Source organism: Amycolatopsis sp. NPDC005003, from assembly GCF_053600695.1.
Window position 1 is genome coordinate 1 of sequence record NZ_JBSGAI010000027.1, and the last position, 15671, is coordinate 15671.

Annotated in this window: 17 protein-coding genes; 14 read left to right on the forward strand and 3 right to left on the reverse strand. The window is 71.1% G+C overall.

Annotation, left to right across the window (positions count from 1 at the left end; translation table 11 throughout):
• The first annotated feature begins 128 nt into the window (after positions 1–128).
• From tsf to ACWED2_RS28295, 4 genes are all read left to right on the forward strand, one after another.
• Complete coding sequence (gene tsf, locus ACWED2_RS28280) at positions 129–944, forward strand: translation elongation factor Ts (RefSeq protein ID WP_191310245.1); 816 nt, start codon at positions 129–131, stop codon at positions 942–944.
• A gap of 156 nt (positions 945–1100) precedes the next feature.
• Positions 1101–1844, forward strand: a complete 744-nt coding sequence (gene pyrH / locus ACWED2_RS28285) for a UMP kinase (protein WP_013223864.1) — start codon at positions 1101–1103, stop codon at positions 1842–1844.
• Positions 1845–1892: 48 nt separating this feature from the next.
• On the forward strand, positions 1893–2450 hold the full coding sequence (frr, locus tag ACWED2_RS28290) for a ribosome recycling factor (protein ID WP_003065592.1): 558 nt from the start codon (positions 1893–1895) through the stop codon (positions 2448–2450).
• The gene (locus ACWED2_RS28295) at positions 2450–3550 is read left to right on the forward strand and encodes a CDP-archaeol synthase (protein ID WP_449693535.1); all 1101 of its coding nucleotides are present in this window, start codon (positions 2450–2452) and stop codon (positions 3548–3550) included. The genes frr and ACWED2_RS28295 overlap by 1 nt, the downstream gene beginning before the upstream one ends.
• Here the strand turns inward: ACWED2_RS28295 and ACWED2_RS28300 are convergent.
• A complete protein-coding gene (locus ACWED2_RS28300; RefSeq protein WP_449693536.1) occupies positions 3547–4392 on the reverse strand; it encodes a VOC family protein in 846 nt (281 codons plus the stop codon). The two genes, ACWED2_RS28295 and ACWED2_RS28300, sit on opposite strands and share 4 nt — an antisense overlap.
• A 114-nt stretch (positions 4393–4506) precedes the next feature.
• Here ACWED2_RS28300 and ACWED2_RS28305 point away from each other — a divergent pair, with 114 nt between their 5' ends.
• Positions 4507–5313 carry a class I SAM-dependent methyltransferase gene (locus ACWED2_RS28305; RefSeq protein WP_449693537.1) on the forward strand — a complete coding sequence of 269 codons (807 nt, stop codon included), beginning with the start codon at positions 4507–4509 and terminating at the stop codon, positions 5311–5313.
• On the opposite strand, the gene ACWED2_RS28310 is transcribed toward ACWED2_RS28305, so the two are convergent.
• Complete coding sequence (locus ACWED2_RS28310; protein WP_449693538.1) at positions 5256–5873, reverse strand: PadR family transcriptional regulator; 618 nt, start codon at positions 5871–5873, stop codon at positions 5256–5258. The two genes, ACWED2_RS28305 and ACWED2_RS28310, sit on opposite strands and share 58 nt — an antisense overlap.
• Positions 5874–6035: 162 nt before the next feature.
• Between ACWED2_RS28310 and ACWED2_RS28315 the strand changes: the two genes are divergently transcribed.
• The 6 genes from ACWED2_RS28315 (at position 6036) to ACWED2_RS28340 (ending at position 12790) form a co-directional block, all read left to right on the forward strand.
• A complete protein-coding gene (locus ACWED2_RS28315; protein WP_449693539.1) occupies positions 6036–7043 on the forward strand; it encodes a FecCD family ABC transporter permease in 1008 nt (335 codons plus the stop codon).
• Entirely contained in the window at positions 7040–8065 is a 1026-nt protein-coding gene (locus ACWED2_RS28320; RefSeq protein ID WP_449693540.1) for a FecCD family ABC transporter permease, read from the forward strand. Before ACWED2_RS28315 ends, ACWED2_RS28320 begins: the two co-directional genes overlap by 4 nt.
• An 8-nt stretch (positions 8066–8073) precedes the next feature.
• Positions 8074–8892 carry an ABC transporter ATP-binding protein gene (locus ACWED2_RS28325; protein WP_449693541.1) on the forward strand — a complete coding sequence of 273 codons (819 nt, stop codon included), beginning with the start codon at positions 8074–8076 and terminating at the stop codon, positions 8890–8892.
• Positions 8882–9889, forward strand: coding sequence for an ABC transporter substrate-binding protein (locus ACWED2_RS28330; protein WP_449693542.1), 1008 nt, complete (start codon positions 8882–8884; stop codon positions 9887–9889). Before ACWED2_RS28325 ends, ACWED2_RS28330 begins: the two co-directional genes overlap by 11 nt.
• A gap of 13 nt (positions 9890–9902) precedes the next feature.
• Positions 9903–10388: an Lrp/AsnC family transcriptional regulator gene (locus ACWED2_RS28335; protein WP_449693543.1), complete on the forward strand. Its 486-nt coding sequence runs from the start codon at positions 9903–9905 to the stop codon at positions 10386–10388.
• 107 nt (positions 10389–10495) lie between these two features.
• The gene (locus ACWED2_RS28340; RefSeq protein WP_449693544.1) at positions 10496–12790 is read left to right on the forward strand and encodes a transketolase-like TK C-terminal-containing protein; all 2295 of its coding nucleotides are present in this window, start codon (positions 10496–10498) and stop codon (positions 12788–12790) included.
• On the opposite strand, the gene ACWED2_RS28345 is transcribed toward ACWED2_RS28340, so the two are convergent.
• Positions 12783–13355, reverse strand: coding sequence for a hypothetical protein (locus ACWED2_RS28345; RefSeq protein WP_449693545.1), 573 nt, complete (start codon positions 13353–13355; stop codon positions 12783–12785). The two genes, ACWED2_RS28340 and ACWED2_RS28345, sit on opposite strands and share 8 nt — an antisense overlap.
• 175 nt (positions 13356–13530) lie before the next feature.
• Between ACWED2_RS28345 and rlmN the strand changes: the two genes are divergently transcribed.
• From rlmN to ACWED2_RS28360, 3 genes are all read left to right on the forward strand, one after another.
• The gene (gene rlmN / locus ACWED2_RS28350; protein WP_449693546.1) at positions 13531–14637 is read left to right on the forward strand and encodes a 23S rRNA (adenine(2503)-C(2))-methyltransferase RlmN; all 1107 of its coding nucleotides are present in this window, start codon (positions 13531–13533) and stop codon (positions 14635–14637) included.
• A 35-nt stretch (positions 14638–14672) separates the two neighbouring features.
• The gene (locus ACWED2_RS28355; RefSeq protein WP_449693659.1) at positions 14673–14939 is read left to right on the forward strand and encodes a hypothetical protein; all 267 of its coding nucleotides are present in this window, start codon (positions 14673–14675) and stop codon (positions 14937–14939) included.
• A gap of 175 nt (positions 14940–15114) precedes the next feature.
• Complete coding sequence (locus tag ACWED2_RS28360) at positions 15115–15594, forward strand: hypothetical protein (RefSeq protein ID WP_449693547.1); 480 nt, start codon at positions 15115–15117, stop codon at positions 15592–15594.
• Positions 15595–15671 lie beyond the last annotated feature (77 nt).

The window sequence follows — 15671 nt, forward strand, 5'->3', positions numbered from 1 at the left end:
CCACCCCCCCACCAACCAGCCCCCCGCCTCTGCCGGAGCCACCCCCCGCCCGGGCGGCCCCCCCCCCGGGCCCCGCCCCCACGGGTGTGGCAACCCACAGATTTCCTGCAAAGGACGGATTTACCAGAATGGCGAACTACACCGCCGCCGACGTGAAGCGCCTGCGCGAGATGACCGGCGCCGGCATGATGGACTGCAAGAAGGCCCTCGAGGAGAACGGCGGCGACTTCGACAAGGCCGTCGAGTTCCTCCGCATCAAGGGCGCCAAGGACGTCGGCAAGCGCGCCGAGCGCGCCACCGCCGAGGGCCTGGTCACCGGCGACGGCGGCGTCCTCATCGAGCTCGACTCCGAGACCGACTTCGTCGCGAAGAACGCCGACTTCCAGGCGCTCGCCGCGAAGATCGTCGAGGTCGCGAAGACCCTCAAGACCTCCGACGTCGAGGCGCTCAAGGGTGCCGAGCTCGACGGCAAGACCGTCAACGAGGTCGTCCAGGAGCTGTCCGCCCGCATCGGCGAGAAGCTCGAGCTGCGCCGCGTCGTGGCCTTCGAGGGCCAGACCGCGACCTACCTGCACCGCCGTGGCTCCGACCTGCCGCCGGCCGTCGGCGTGCTCGTCGAGTTCACCGGTGACGACGCCGAGGCCGCCCGCGGTGCCGCCATGCAGGTCGCCGCGCTGCGCGCCAAGTACCTGACCCGCGACGAGGTGCCGGCCGAGATCGTCGAGAACGAGCGCCGCATCGCCGAGCAGACCGCCCGCGAAGAGGGCAAGCCGGAGCAGGCCATGCCGAAGATCATCGAGGGCAAGGTCAACGCCTACTACAAGGACAACGTCCTGCTCGAGCAGCCGTCGGTCAAGGACAACAAGAAGACCGTCAAGGCCCTGCTCGACGAGGCCGGCGTGACCCTGACCAAGTTCGCGCGCTTCGAGGTCGGCCAGGCCTGAGTTCAGGCCAGGGCGTAGGTTCTACACCCACAGTGCCCCGTCTCCGTCCATCGGGGACGGGGCACTGTCGGGTCCGGAGAAGAAAAGCACGCTCGAGGGCGCCCGCCGACGTACTCCCTCCCGCGGAGGCGGCCAACAACACAGGAGGCGACATAGATGGGTGACCGGGTCGAAGGTGGCTACCGGCGGGTGCTGCTGAAACTGGGCGGCGAGATGTTCGGCGGTGGTTCGATCGGCGTCGATCCGGACGTCGTCCACTCGGTCGCGCAGCAGATCGCCGACGTCGCCCGCACCGGTGTCCAGGTCGCGGTCGTGATCGGCGGCGGCAACTACTTCCGGGGCGCGGAGCTTTCGCAGCGCGGCATGGACCGCGACCGCGCCGACTACATGGCGATGCTGGGCACCGTGATGAACTGCCTGGCGCTGCAGGACTTCCTGGAGAAGGAGGGCCTGCCCACCCGGGTGCAGACCGCCATCACGATGGGCCAGGTCGCCGAGCCGTACATCCCGCGCCGCGCCGAACGGCACCTGGAGAAGGGCCGCGTCGTGATCTTCGGCGCCGGGGTCGGCATGCCGTACTTCTCCACCGACACCGCGGCCGCGCAGCGGGCGCTCGAGCTGGGTTGCGAAGCCGTGCTGATGGCCAAGGCCGTCGACGGCGTCTACACCGCGGACCCGAAGGCCGACCCCACCGCCGAGATGTTCCGCGAGATCACCCACCGCGAGGTGCTGGAGCGGGACCTCAAGGTCGCCGACGCGACGGCGTTCAGCCTCTGCATGGACAACAACATGCCGATCATCGTGTTCAACCTGCTCACCGAGGGGAACATCGCCCGCGCGGTGAGTGGTGAAAGAATCGGCACGTTGGTCAGCACCCCCACTGCCGGGGTGCCGGCCTAGACCTGCTGGGATCAGCAAGCGCCACCCATCACAACTACGGGAGTGACCGTGATCGACGAGACCCTCCTCGATGCCGAGGAGAAGATGGAAAAAGCGGTGTCCGTCGCCAAGGACGAGCTGCAGTCGGTTCGCACCGGCCGGGCGTCGTCGGCGATGTTCTCGCGGATCGTCGTCGAGTACTACGGCTCGCCGACCCCGCTCAACCAGCTGGCCAGCGTGAACGTGCCGGAAGCCCGCATGGCGCTCATCAAGCCGTACGACCAGTCGCAGCTCGGCGCGATCGAGAAGGCGATCCGGGAGTCGGACCTCGGGGTCAACCCGAGCAACGACGGCCAGGTCATCCGCATCGTCATCCCGCAGCTCACCGAGGAGCGGCGCAAGGAGATGGTGAAGGTCGCCAAGGGCAAGGGCGAGGACGCCCGCGTCTCGATCCGCAGTGTCCGCCGCAAGGCCAAGGACGAGCTCGACCGCATCGCCAAGGACGGCGAAGCCGGCGAGGACGACGTCGCGCGCGCGGAGAAGGAACTGCAGAACCTGACCGACACCTACGTCCACAAGGTCGACGAGCTGGTCAAGCACAAGGAAGCCGAGCTGCTCGAGGTCTGATGGCACAGGTGAGCGAGGAACGCGAGGACCGGGTGGACGCCACCGGAGCACACCCGGCGGCCACGCCCGGGACGCCGGAGCCGGGCGACGCCGGCACCCCGGCCACGCCGGAGTTTCCGGGAGCCGCCGGGGCTTCGGCGACCTCGGAAACCGGCCGGGCGGCGGGGACGCCGGTCGTGCCGGAGACCACGGGCACCGGCGAAGCAGCCCGGTTGTCGGCCGCCGGGACCGTCGGCGCCGAATCGGGTGCGTCGGACACGCCGGCGCCGCCGGAGGTCGTCAAGAAGGCCTCCAAGGCCGGGCGCAACCTGCCCGCGGCCATCGGGGTCGCGCTGCTGCTCGGCGCCGCGATCATCGTTTCCCTGCTCACCGTTCGCTACCTGTTCATCGGGATCATCGCGATCGCGATCGCGGTCGGCACCTTCGAGTTCGCCGGGGTGCTGCGCCGGGTCGCCGACATCCGGGTCGCGATGATCCCGGTGCTCGTCGGCGGGCAGGCGATGATCTGGCTCGCCTGGCCGTTCGGGCGGGAAGGCGCGCTCACCGCGTTCGTCCTCACCGTGCTCGCCTGCCTGCTCTGGCGGCTGCCGGGAGGGGCGAAGGGCTACCTGCGCGACATCAGCGCGTCCGTCTTCGCCGCCGCCTACCTGCCGCTGTTCGCCGCCTTCGCGGCGATGCTCGTGCCCCCGCACGACGGCGTCGGGCGGGTGCTCACCTTCCTGATCGGTGTCGTCGCGTCGGACACCGGCGGCTACATCGCCGGCGTGCTCGGCGGCAAGCACCCGATGGCGCCCACCATCAGCCCGAAGAAGACCTGGGAAGGCTTCGCGGGTTCGGTCATCGGCGGGGTCGTCGCCGGAGCGCTGACCCTCAGCCTGCTGCTCGACGGGCACGTCTGGCAGGGCGTGATCTTCGGTGTCGCCGTCGTGCTGACGGCGACCCTGGGCGACCTCGTCGAGTCGCTGATCAAGCGGGACCTCGGCGTCAAGGACATGGGCACGCTGCTGCCCGGGCACGGCGGGATCATGGACCGCCTCGACTCGCTGCTGCCCTCGGCCGTCGTGTCCTGGCTGCTGCTTTCGGCGTTCGTGCCGGTCTAGTCGTCGTAGGGGTCGTCGACCTCCGCGCGGCCCCAGCCTTCGGCGACGCGCGAGTGGTCGATCACCGCGAAGACCGCGCCCTCGGGGTCGGCGAGGATCGACATCCGGCCGAACGGCGTGTCGTACGGCTGGATCACCACCGTGCCGCCGTGCATGATGGCCTCGCCCGCGACGGCATCCACGCCCCGGGCCGGGTCGATGTCGAAGTACACGAGCCAGTGCGGCGGGGTGTCGAGGCTGTACTCCGAACCCATCACGTACCGGTACAGCACCGGCTCGTGCTCGATGAGCCATTCGACGTAGTCCAGCATCTCGCCGTCGCCGATCTGATGGCTGCCGTAGGTGAACAGCTTGGTGTAGAAGTGATCCGCCGCGACGCCGTCGTGGGTGTTGAGGTCCGCGCCGCTGAAGGTGTTCGGGATGCCGGTGACGAACTCCCAGTTCGGCGGCACCTCCCAGAACACCACCGGCGCGCCGCACGCGTCGAGGGCGTGCATGATCGTGCCGCGGTCCGGGATCGCCACCGGCCCGAGGGTGATCCGCCCGCCGAGGTGCTCCACCCACTCGGCCGCGCTCGCGGTGTGCGGCACCGAAATGTGCGGCATCCACCCCAGCGGCGCGCCCTGGGCCGCGCGGTAGAGCCCGCCGACGGGCAGGCCGTTGAGCGCCCCGATGGCGTAGCGGCCGTCGGAGGTCGCCGGGTCCCGTTGAGTGGTGTACTCCCAGCCGAAGAGGGCACCGTAGAATCTCTCCGCCACGGCCTGCTCGCGGCAGGCCAGCTCGATCCAGCACGGAATTCCGGCCGGGACCGGGGACGGGGTACTGGACGGGCCGATTGCCATGGGTGCTCCTCCCGATACCCACCGGATTCTAGGCGTGATCCGTGAGTTTTCCGCCAAGAATTCGCCACCGTGCGGGCACGGCCCGGCGACGAGGACCCGGAAGGAGCAGCGGGGGTGCGGTGGTCGTCGCGGCGCGCGGAGGTCGTGCCGAGCCCCAACATCTGGTACTACCAGGCCGATTACGAGCTGGAGAACCGTGCGCAGGACAGCGGCGGGGAGATCTGGCGGGTGCTTCGGGAGGAGCACGACTGGACCGGCCTGGACGTGCTGGACGTCGGCTGCGGCGACGGGTTCCACTTGCCCCGCTTCGCCCGTGACGCGCGCTCGGTGCTGGGTGTCGAGCCGCACGAGCCGCTGGTGCGAAGCGCGTTGAAGCGCATCGAAGGACTGTCGAACGTGGACGTCCGGATGGGCCGGGCCCAGCGGCTGCCGGTCCGCAGCGCGAGTGTCGACGTCGTGCACGCGCGCACGGCGTACTTCTTCGGCCCCGGCTGCGAGCCGGGGCTGGCGGAGGCGGAGCGGGTGCTGCGGCCGGGCGGCGCGATCCTGATCGTCGACCTCGACGTGACCAGCGAGCCCTACGGCCGCTGGATGCGCGCCGACCTACCGCACTACGACCCGGGCGCCGTCGAACGGTTCTTCGCCCGGGCCGGGTTCGGCTGCCGCCGCGTGGCCACCGAATGGCGTTTCGCGACCGCCGCGGACCTCGAAGCGGTGCTGAAGATCGAGTTCAGCAAGCCCGTCGCCGAACAGGCGATCGCGGAGTCCTTGCAGCGTAACGGGAATCGCGGCCAGGACCTGACGCTGCCGGTGGGCTACCGCGTGCACGCGCGGGGCAAGCCCACCGGCCTCGTCCTGCCTGGTCACTCCGCCGTCTCCGGCGAAGCGGATTCCTCGTCGTCCTCGCCGAGGATGCCGTAGAGCGAGCGCCGGGCGTCGTTGAGGATCTCGGCCGCGCGGGCCTGCTGGCTCTCGCTGCCCGCGCGCATGATCTGCACGACGGCGGCGGCCAGGTTCTTGCCCGCTTTCGCGAGCCCGACCTCGACCGGGTCGACGTCCTGCGCGATCTGCTCCCACGGCGGGGTGCTGTCCTGTTCCTCCGCGGCGCTGCGGCCGGCGTCGGTCAGCTCGAACAGCTTCTTGCCGTGCTCGTCCTTGCTGATCACCAGGCCTTCGTCGGCCAGCAGCTGCAGCGTCGGGTAGACCGAGCCGGGGCTCGGGCGCCAGAAGCCGCCGGAGCGCTCGCCGATTTCGCGGATGATCTCGTAGCCGTGCCGGGGCTGCTCGGCGAGCAGCGCCAGGATCGCGGCGCGGACGTCACCGCGGCGGCTGCGCCGCCCGCCGTGACCCCGCCGGTGCGGGCCGTGGCCGCGACCGCGTCCGCCGGGGCCGAAGCCCGGGGGGAACTCGCCGAAACCACCGAAGGGCCCGAAAGGTGCGCGCCCACGCTCGTGGGCGAAGGGGTGTCGTTGCCTACGCATGTCGGTTGTCCTTTCTCGAACTGTTGCGACACGTTCACGATATATCGGAAACAGTCGGCTGGCAACCCGCCGCCGGTGAGCTCGCTCACGGAACTTGAGTCTCCAAGATCCGGCGACCTAGATTAGGCATGCCTAACCACCTGTTAGCAAAGGTAATGACCTGTGCGGACCCGCTCGCTCCCGCTGACGGCCGGGCTGCTGGTCCTCGCCGCGGCCGTGGCCGCCGCCGTGCTGCTCAGCATCGGCGTGGGCACCCGTGGCCTGAGCCCGGGCACCGTCCTGGACGCGCTCTTCCACTTCGACGCGGGCAACCCCGACCACCTCGTCGTCCGCGAACTCCGTCTCCCGCGCACCCTCGCCGGGGTCCTTGCCGGCGTCGCGCTCGGCCTCTCCGGCGCGGTCATCCAGGGCGCCACCCGCAATCCGCTGGCCGATCCGGGACTGCTCGGCGTCAACGCGGGCGCGGCACTGTTCGTCGTCCTGGGCATCGGCACGTTCGGCATCACCAGCGTCGGCGGGTACGTCTGGTTCGGCTTCCTCGGCGCCGCGGCCGCCGGTGGTGTCGTCTACGGCGTCAGCTCCCTCGGCCGGGCCGGGGCGACGCCGGTGAAGCTCGCCCTCGCCGGCGCCGCGGTGACGGCGGCGCTGGCCTCGGTGACGAGCGCGTTGCTGCTCACCGACCAGACGACGTTCGACCAGTACCGGTTCTGGCAGGTCGGCTCGCTGACCGGCCGGGACGCCGCGACGATCACCGAGGCCGTGCCGTTCGTGGTGGCGGGCGTGCTCCTCGCGCTGGTCGCCGCGCGTCAGCTCAACGCGCTCGCCCTGGGCGAAGACGTCGCCCGCTCGCTCGGCCAGAACGTGCCCGTGGCGCGGCTGGTGTGCGCGCTCGCCGTCGTCGTGCTCTGCGGTTCCGCGACGGCGATCGCCGGGCCGATCGCCTTCGTCGGGCTGACCGTGCCGCACGCCGCGCGGCTCGTGACCGGACCCGACCACCGGTGGCTGCTGCCGTACTCGGCGTTGCTCGCGCCGCTGCTCCTGCTGGTGTCCGACGTCGTCGGCCGCGTGGTCGCCCGCCCGGCCGAGGTCCAGGTCGGGATCATCACCGCGCTCGTCGGCGCGCCCGTGTTCGTGTTCCTGGTGCGGCGCCGGAAGGTCGTGGCGGTGTGAACGCGGTCGAGGAGTTCGCCGCCGCGCGCCGGCGGGGCGCTGCCCGGGCGCGTGGGGTGTCCTTGCTCCTGCTCGTGGCGCTCGTGGTCGTCTTCGCGCTTTCCCTGGCCGTGGGCGACTTCCCGGTGCCGATCGCCGATCTTCCGGGGCTCCTCTTCGGGGACGAAGGGGGCCGCGCGGCCTACGTCGTCACGGAGCTGCGGCTGCCGCGCGCGATCACCGGCGTCCTCGTCGGCGTCGCCTTCGGGACGTCGGGCGCGCTCTTCCAGCGCCTCCTGCGCAATCCGCTGGCCAGTCCGGACGTCATCGGCGTGACGCAGGGCGCGAGCGCGGCGGCGGTCGTGGCGATCGTGCTGTTCGGCGCGGCCGGGCCGGTGGTGTCGGCCGCGGCGCTGGCGGGCGCGCTGCTCACCGGAGCCACCATCTACCTGCTCGCCCGCCGCGGCGGTGTCCACGGCTACCGCCTGGTCCTGGTCGGCGTCGGCGTCGGCGCGGTGCTGACCAGCGTCGTGTCGTACCTGATGACCTGGGCCGACGTCACCCTCGCCCAGCAGGCCCTCGTGTGGCTGACCGGCAACCTCAACGGCCGGAGCTGGGACCACGTCGTCCCGCTGGCCACGGCGCTCGTCGTCCTGCTGCCGGTGACGCTGCTCCGGAGCCGGGCCCTCGCCGGGCTCCAGCTCGGCGACGACACCGCGGCGGGACTGGGGCTCGACGTCGAACGCAGCCGCGTGACGCTGCTGCTGATCGCCGTCGCGCTGGCCGCCTTCGCGACGGCCGCCGCGGGCCCGGTCGCGTTCGTCGCTTTCGTGGCCAACCCGATCGCGACCCGGCTCGTCGGCGGCGCCCGGGCGGGACTGCTCCCCGCGGCGCTGACCGGCGCGCTCGTCGTGCTGCTGGGCGACTTCGCGGCCCAGCACCTGCTCGGCGAACAGCTGCCGGTCGGGGTCGTCACCGGCGCCGTCGGCGCCCCGTACCTGCTGTGGCTGCTGGCCACCGCCAACCGCGCCGGGCGAGTGTGAGGAACGCCGTGACACTGCACACCGAGAACCTCGAACTCGGCTACGGGCCGCTGCGCGTGGTCAAGGACCTCTCCGTCGAGATCCCGCCCGGCAAGGTCACCATGATCGTCGGGACCAACGCCTGCGGGAAGTCGACGCTTCTGCGCGGTCTCGCGCGGTTGCTGACGCCGACGGCAGGCGCGGTCTACCTCGACGGCAAGGGCATCACGACCTGGCGCAGCAAGGACGTCGCGACGGTGCTCGGCCTGCTCCCGCAGTCGCCGACCGCGCCCGAGGGCATCACCGTCGCCGACCTCGTCGGCCGCGGCCGCTACCCGCACCAGGGCGTCTTCCGCCGCTGGAACGCCGAAGACGACGACGCCGTCGCAAAGGCCCTGGCCGCGACCGACACCGTCGAGCTGGCCGGCCGGCCCGTCGACGAGCTGTCCGGCGGGCAGCGCCAGCGCGTCTGGATCGCCATGGCGCTGGCCCAGCGGACGCCGTTGCTGCTGCTCGACGAACCCACGACGTTCCTCGACATCGCCCACCAGGTCGAGGTACTCGACCTGCTGTCCGACCTGAACGCGCAGGACGGCCGGACGATCGTCATCGTCCTGCACGACCTCAACCTGGCCGCCCGCTACGGCGACCACCTGATCGCGATGAAGGACGGCCGGATCGCCGCCGAGGGTGCGCCCGCCGACATCCTCACCGCCGAGCTCGTCGCCGACGTCTTCGGCATGCCCTGCCGGGTCATCGAAGATCCGGTCTCCGCCACGCCCCTGGTCGTCCCGATCGGCAGGCGGCGGGCCACTCCCCGAGAAGAAGGAACCCCTGATGCGTCCTAAGTGGACATCGATGGTCGCCGTCCTGGCGTCGGTCACGCTCCTCGCCGCCTGCGGCCAGCCGTCGAAGCCCAGCAGCTCCGGCGTCGGCGATCAGGAAGTCGCCACCGGCGGACGGCTGTTCTCCACGGCGGACACCGAGACGGCCAAGCTCGGCGCCGATGTCGGCCCCGGCGTCTTCCCGCGCACGGTCACCCACGCGCTCGGCAAGACGAAGCTGGACAAGAAGCCCACCCGGGTCGTCGTGCTGGACAGCGGCGAGCTCGACGACGTCCTCGCGCTCGGCGTCACCCCGGTCGGCATGGCGACGACGTCCGGCCAGAGCGGCGTGCCGTCGTACCTCGCCGACCGCGTGAAGGGCATCCCGATGGTCGGGGACATCAACAACCTCAACCTCGAGCAGATCGCCGCGCTGACGCCGGACCTGATCGTCGGCAGCAAGCTGCGCGCCAACGACCTCTACCCGCAGCTGTCGAAGATCGCGCCGACGGTGTTCAGCATCCGGCCCGGGTTCCCGTGGAAGGAGAACCTGCTGCTGATCGGGGCTTCGCTGGGCGACGAGACGAAGGCCGTCGGGCTGCTGAACGACTACCAGAAGCGCGCGAACGAGGTGAAGGCCGGGATCAAGGGCGCCCCGAAGGTCTCGCTGCTGCGGTTCCTCTCCGGCAACATCCGGCTCTACGGCAACCTGTCCTTCATCGGCGTGATCCTCAAGGACGTCGGCATCGCGCGGCCGGCGAACCAGAACATCAACGAGCTCGCCGCGCAGATCTCCAAGGAGCGCATCGACGAGGCCGACGCCGACTGGATCTTCTACTCCAGCTACGGCGCGGGCCCGAGCGCGGACGAGAAGGCCGTCACGAGCAGCGGGTTGTGGGCAGGGCTGGGCGCGGTCAAGGCGCAGCACGCCATCCCGGTGGCCGACGAGGTGTGGTTCCTCGGCCTCGGCCCGATCGGGGCGATGAAGGTCCTCGACGACCTCAAGAAGTACCTGGGCTGACAAGATCGGGCGCGTGCCGGAAACCATCGACGAGATCGACGCGCGCCTGCTGGAGGCCCTGGGGGAGGACCCCCGGGCCACCGCGGTCGCGCTGGCCGAGCGGCTGGGCCTGTCCCGCAACACGGTGCAGGCCCGGCTCGTGCGGCTCGAACAGCGCGGTGTCCTCCGGTCGTTCGAACGCCGCATCGACCCGGCGCGGCTGGGCTACCCGCTGCGGGCGTTCGTCAACGCGATGGTCGACCAGCGGCGCCTGGCCGAAATCGCCGGCGCTCTGGCCACGATTCCCGAGGTGACCGAGGTGTGCGGGCTGACCGGGGCGAGCGACCTGATGGTGCAGGTGGTCGCCGTCGACGCCGACGACCTCTACCGGATCGCCGGGCACATCCTGGCCTCGCCCGGGGTGGAGCGGACGAACATTTCCCTCGTCATGCGCGAGCTCGTCCCGTACCGGCTGACGCCCCTGCTGGAGCGCGTGCATTCTGCGCAGCCGGAGGCCTGAGCCTTCGGCGTCCGGTGTGCATTCTGCGCACTTTCGGCGGCATCGGTTGTGCGATGCGTCCACCAGTGCTGTCCTGGTGTGCGCTTCCTGCACGAAAGGTGTCGACGATGACCCACGCCCCCGTGACCGCCCCGGCGCTCACCGCGATCGAGCAGCGGGTGCTCTGGCTCGCCACCGCGATCGTGCACCAGGCCAACCGGGTCCGGCCCAACCCGTCGGGGCTGAAGGTGGGCGGGCACCAGGCGTCGTGCGCGTCGCTGGTGTCGATCATGACGTCGCTGTGGTTCCGGCACCTGCGTCCCGAGGACCGCGTCTCGGTGAAGCCGCACGCGTCGCCGGTGCTCCACGCGATCAACTACCTGCTCGGCGAGCTCGACGAGGCCTACCTGCCGACGCTGCGCGAGTTCGGCGGCCTGCAGAGCTACCCGAGCCGCGCGAAGGACCCCGACCCGGTCGACTACTCGACCGGCTCGGTCGGCATCGGCGCCACCGCCCCGATCTGGGGCGCGCTGGCCCGCCGCTACCTGACGACCCGAGGGGCCGACGCGGGCACCGGCCGCCAGTACTCGCTGGTCGGCGACGCCGAGCTGGACGAAGGCGCCATCTGGGAGGCCATCCTCGACCCGGCCGTCACCGAGCTGGGCGAGATCGTCTGGATCGTCGACCTCAACCGCCAGTCCCTCGACCGGGTCGTCCCGAACATCGCCGCCGGGCGGCTGCAGGGCATGTTCGACGCGGCCGGCTGGCAGGTGCTGACGCTGAAGTACGGGCGGCTGCTGGAGGAGCTGTTCACCCGGCCCGGGGGCGCCGAGCTGCGCGCCCGCATCGACGGGATGCCGAACCCCGAGTACCAGCGGCTGCTGCGCTGCGACGCCGCCCAGGTGCGCGACCGGCTCCCCGCGGGGAACGCGGCCCTGGCGTCGCTCGTGGCGTCACTGGACGACGAGACGCTGCTGGCCGCGATCCGCAACCTCGGCGGCCACGACCTCGGCTCGCTCGACGAGGTCTTCGCGTCCATTGCGGACGACCGGCCGACGGTGATCTTCTGCTACACCGTCAAGGGCCGCGGGCTCCCCACGCAGGGGCACCCGCAGAACCACTCCTCCCTGCTGACCGTGGCGCAGATGGAAGAACTGGCCGCGTCTCTCGGCACGAACCTCGCTTCGCCGTGGGAGCGCTTCGCTGAAGGGTCACCCGAAGCCGCGTTGTGTCTTGAAGCTGCTTCGCGACTTCGCCGTCCGGGCGTTCCTTCGGCGCCTTCGCTCGATCTGCCGGTCGACATCGGACGTACCCCCTCCGGAACCGCGACGACGCAGGCGGCGCTGGGCCGCGTGCTCCTCGACTTGACGCGCGAAGCGCCCGAAGCGGCGAAGCGCGTTGTCACCGTGAGCCCGGACGTCAGCTCGACGACCAACCTCGGCGGCTGGGTCAACAAGGTCGGCGTCTGGTCGGCCACCGAGCGCCGCGACTGGTTCGAGGACGACCCCGAGACGATCATGCACTGGCGGGAGAAGCCGACCGGCCAGCACGTCGAGCTGGGCATCGCCGAGACGAACCTGGTCGGCCTGCTGGGCGAGCTCGGCGCGACCTGGAGCCGCTGGGGCGAGCCGCTGCTGCCCATCGGCGTCATGTACGACCCGTTCGTCGAGCGCGCGCTGGAGCCGTGGTCCTTCGGCATCTACGCGGGCGGGCAGTCGATCCTGATCGGCACGCCGTCCGGCGTCACGCTCGCCCCGGAAGGCGGCGCGCACCAGTCGATCACCACGCCGTCGATCGGGATCGAGCAGCCCGGCTGCGTCAGCTACGAACCGGCGTTCGCGATCGACACCGAGTGGACGCTGCTGGCCGCGCTCGGCCGGCTCGGCAAGCCGGGCGGGACGTCGTCGTACTTCCGGCTCTCGACGCGTCCGGTCGACCAGACCCTGGCCGCGGTGCCGGCCGACCCGGCGGCGCGCGAACGCCGTCGCCGCCAGGTCGTGGCGGGCGCCTACCTGCTGCGGCGGGCCTCCTCGCCTTCGGTCACGCTCGCGGCGATGGGCGCGCTGGTGCCGGACACCCTGGCGGCGGCCGAGCGGCTCGCCCAGGTCGGCGTCGAGGCCGACGTCGTCTGCGTGACCAGCCCGGGCCTGCTGTTCGAGGCGCTCCAGGCGCGGTCGGGCCGGGGCCACGGCGAGACGTGGATCCTGGACCAGGTCTTCCCGGCCTCGCGGGCCCGCCCGCTGGTGACGGTCCTCGACGGGCACCCGCACACGCTGGCGTTCCTGGCCGGGATCAACCGGGTCCCGTCGGTCGCGCTCGGCGTCACGGGCTTCGGGCAGTCGGGATCGCTGGAGGACGTCTACCGCCACCACGGCATCGACACGGACGCGATCATCCGGGCCGCGCTCGACGCCGTCAGCTGAAGGTGGCGCCGGCGAGCAGGTTGTCCATCTTGGTGTCCCAGCCGGGGAAGGACCCGTACTGGACGATCAGGATCTTGCTCGTCGGCAGCCACCACATCCGGACCTGGTTGTTCTGCGCCGAGTTCTCGCAGGTGACCTGCCAGCGGCCGTACTCGGCCTTCTTGGGCCCGACCGGGGCGAACCCGGAGTCGAGGAGCTTGCTGTCCTTGGCCCCCGACGCCTTCCCGGGCGGCGACGCGGGCGTGATGCAGGTGGGCAGGTCCGTGCCGGTGTACCAGCCGAAGGGCCGCTTCGTGCTCGGCAGGTTGACCGGCGCGCCGGGGCTCGCCTTGCGCAGATCCACGACCCGCGCCTCGCAGGCCACGCCGCCTTCGGCGATGCAGCCGTCCAGCAGGCCGTCCGGGCTGTGCTCGGTGTACGTCGCGCCCGCCGGCAGGGGCAGCCGCAGCGACCCCGCGGTGGCGTTCGGCCCGCTCGGCGCCGGGGGCGGGGGGTCGGCCGGGGTGCCGCAGGCGGCGACGCCCAAAGCGACCGCGACCACCAGGACAAGGTGCCGGAAGGACACGCGCTCACCTCTTTCGTCGGACGCGTTTTCACGGTGGATCATCCAGGTGGGTGATTCCGCCGTGGATCATCCAGGTGGGTGACACGGCTTCGCCGACCGGGGCCGGTGACCTGGGGTACACCTCGCGGGGGCGCCACGGGCGGCCGGGGTGGGCGCGTGGGACACTGGTCCGGTTATGACTGCCCTTCCCCTCGTCTTCGACGCGCCCAAGCGCGGCCTGCCGCCGCGCCACCTCGCCGACCTCTCGGTGTCCGAGCGGGCGGCCGCCGTCGCCGAGCTGGGGGAGAAGCCGTTCCGCGCGAAGCAGCTGTCGAACCACTACTTCTCCCGCCTGACGGTGGACCCGGAGGAGATGACGGACATCCCGGCGGCGTCGCGCGCGCGGCTCGTCGAGTCGTTGATGCCGACGCTGCTGACCGAGGTCCGCGCCCTGGCGGCGGACAACGGCGCGACGCGCAAGACGCTCTGGCGGGCGCACGACGGCACGCTCCTGGAGAGCGTCCTGATGCGCTACCCGGACCGCGCGACGCTGTGCATCTCGAGCCAGGCGGGCTGCGGCATGGCGTGCCCGTTCTGCGCGACGGGCCAGGGCGGTCTCGACCGCAACCTGTCGACGGCGGAGATCGTCGACCAGGTCCGTTCGGCGGCGGCGGTCATGCGCGACGGCACGATGCCGGGCGGCCCGGGCCGGCTGTCGAACATCGTCTTCATGGGGATGGGCGAGCCGCTGGCCAACTACAAGCGGGTGGTGGCCGCGGTGCGCCGGATCACCGATCCGGCTCCCGGCGGGCTGGGGATCGGGCAGCGGTCGGTGACGGTGTCGACGGTGGGGCTGGCGCCGGCGATCCGGAAGCTGGCGGACGAGAAGATGCAGGTGCGGCTGGCGGTTTCGTTGCACACGCCGGACGACGAGCTGCGGGACACGCTGGTGCCGGTGAACAACCGGTGGTCGGTGGACGAGGTGCTTTCGGCGGCGCGGTACTACGCGGATACGTCGGGGCGGCGGGTGTCGATCGAGTACGCGTTGATCCGGGACATCAACGACCAGCCGTGGCGGGCTGAGCTGCTGGCTCGCCGGTTGCGGAAGCATCTGGGTCAGTTGGTGCACGTGAACGTGATTCCGCTGAACCCGACGCCGGGGTCGAAGTGGGACGCCTCGCCGAAGCCGGTGGAGCGGGAGTTCGTGCGCCTGGTGAACGCCGGCGGCGTCGCGTGCACGGTCCGGGACACCCGTGGCCAGGAGATCGCCGCGGCGTGTGGGCAGTTGGCTGCTGAAGGCTGAGATTTGTTCGTGTCGATGATGGAGATGCTGTCGTGATGTATGCCCCCAGCCTGTTGGATCCGGCTGCGGAGGAGCTTCGGCTCGCTGATTTCACCGGGGCGACGGACGTCGCTCGCGAGGCGCGGACCCTGTTGGGTGAGCGGTTCAGCTCGGTGACCTTCATGTACGTGCTGATGCGGGCGTTCGAGGTGGAGTACACGGCGGCTTGTGACGCCGCGCGGTGGCACGAGTTCCACGGTGGGCCGCGGGCGCTGTCGGACGCCGACCTCGAGGTGTTGCTGGCTCCGTGGCTTGACCGCTGACCCGGTTCAGCTGAGCCGGTAGAGGCGTCCACCTTGGACGGCGAGCACCGTGGCCGGTCCGCTTGCCGGGGCCGCCGTGGCTTGCCACGCTGTTGCGCCGGGCGAGGCCGTGGTGGCTTGCCCGGCCGTGAGCGGCAGTGGTTCCACAGTCCTCATTACAAGAAGTGGTGAGCACATGACATCCGGGGCAGGCCACCGGCTCCTCGAGTTCCTCGGCGAACTGCGGGCGACCACGGGGTGGACGGTGGTGGTCACCGACGAGATCGGCGCCTTGTCGAGGTGGCGGCTGAGCGGGGCGACGTGGCAGGCCGTCGTGACGGTGGAGCCGCAGCGCTGGCTCGGGCTGGAGTTCGAGGCGCGGGACCCGGTGACCGGCAAGCGTGCCACCTACGACATCGACACGGATCTGTACGACATATCGCGGGACGACCAGCGCCAATTCGCGGAGGAAATCGAACGGGACATCATCGAATTCCTCGACGACTTGCGGAGGGGAGTCGTGCTGCGCGGAAACGACGGGAGGAAATTCGTGCTCGTCTTCCCTCTGGACGGTTCCTATGTCCGCGTGGTCCAGGGTCGCGTCATGACCAGCGCTTCCACGCACGCCGATCTGGCGGCCGCGCGGAAGGGCGGTGACTATGTCCCGTTGGAATGAGGAGCGGACCGGTCCGGCCCGGAGGCCCGGCATGATGGGCTCGTGTGTGCGCCTACGTGCTGGTGGCCGAGGTTGAT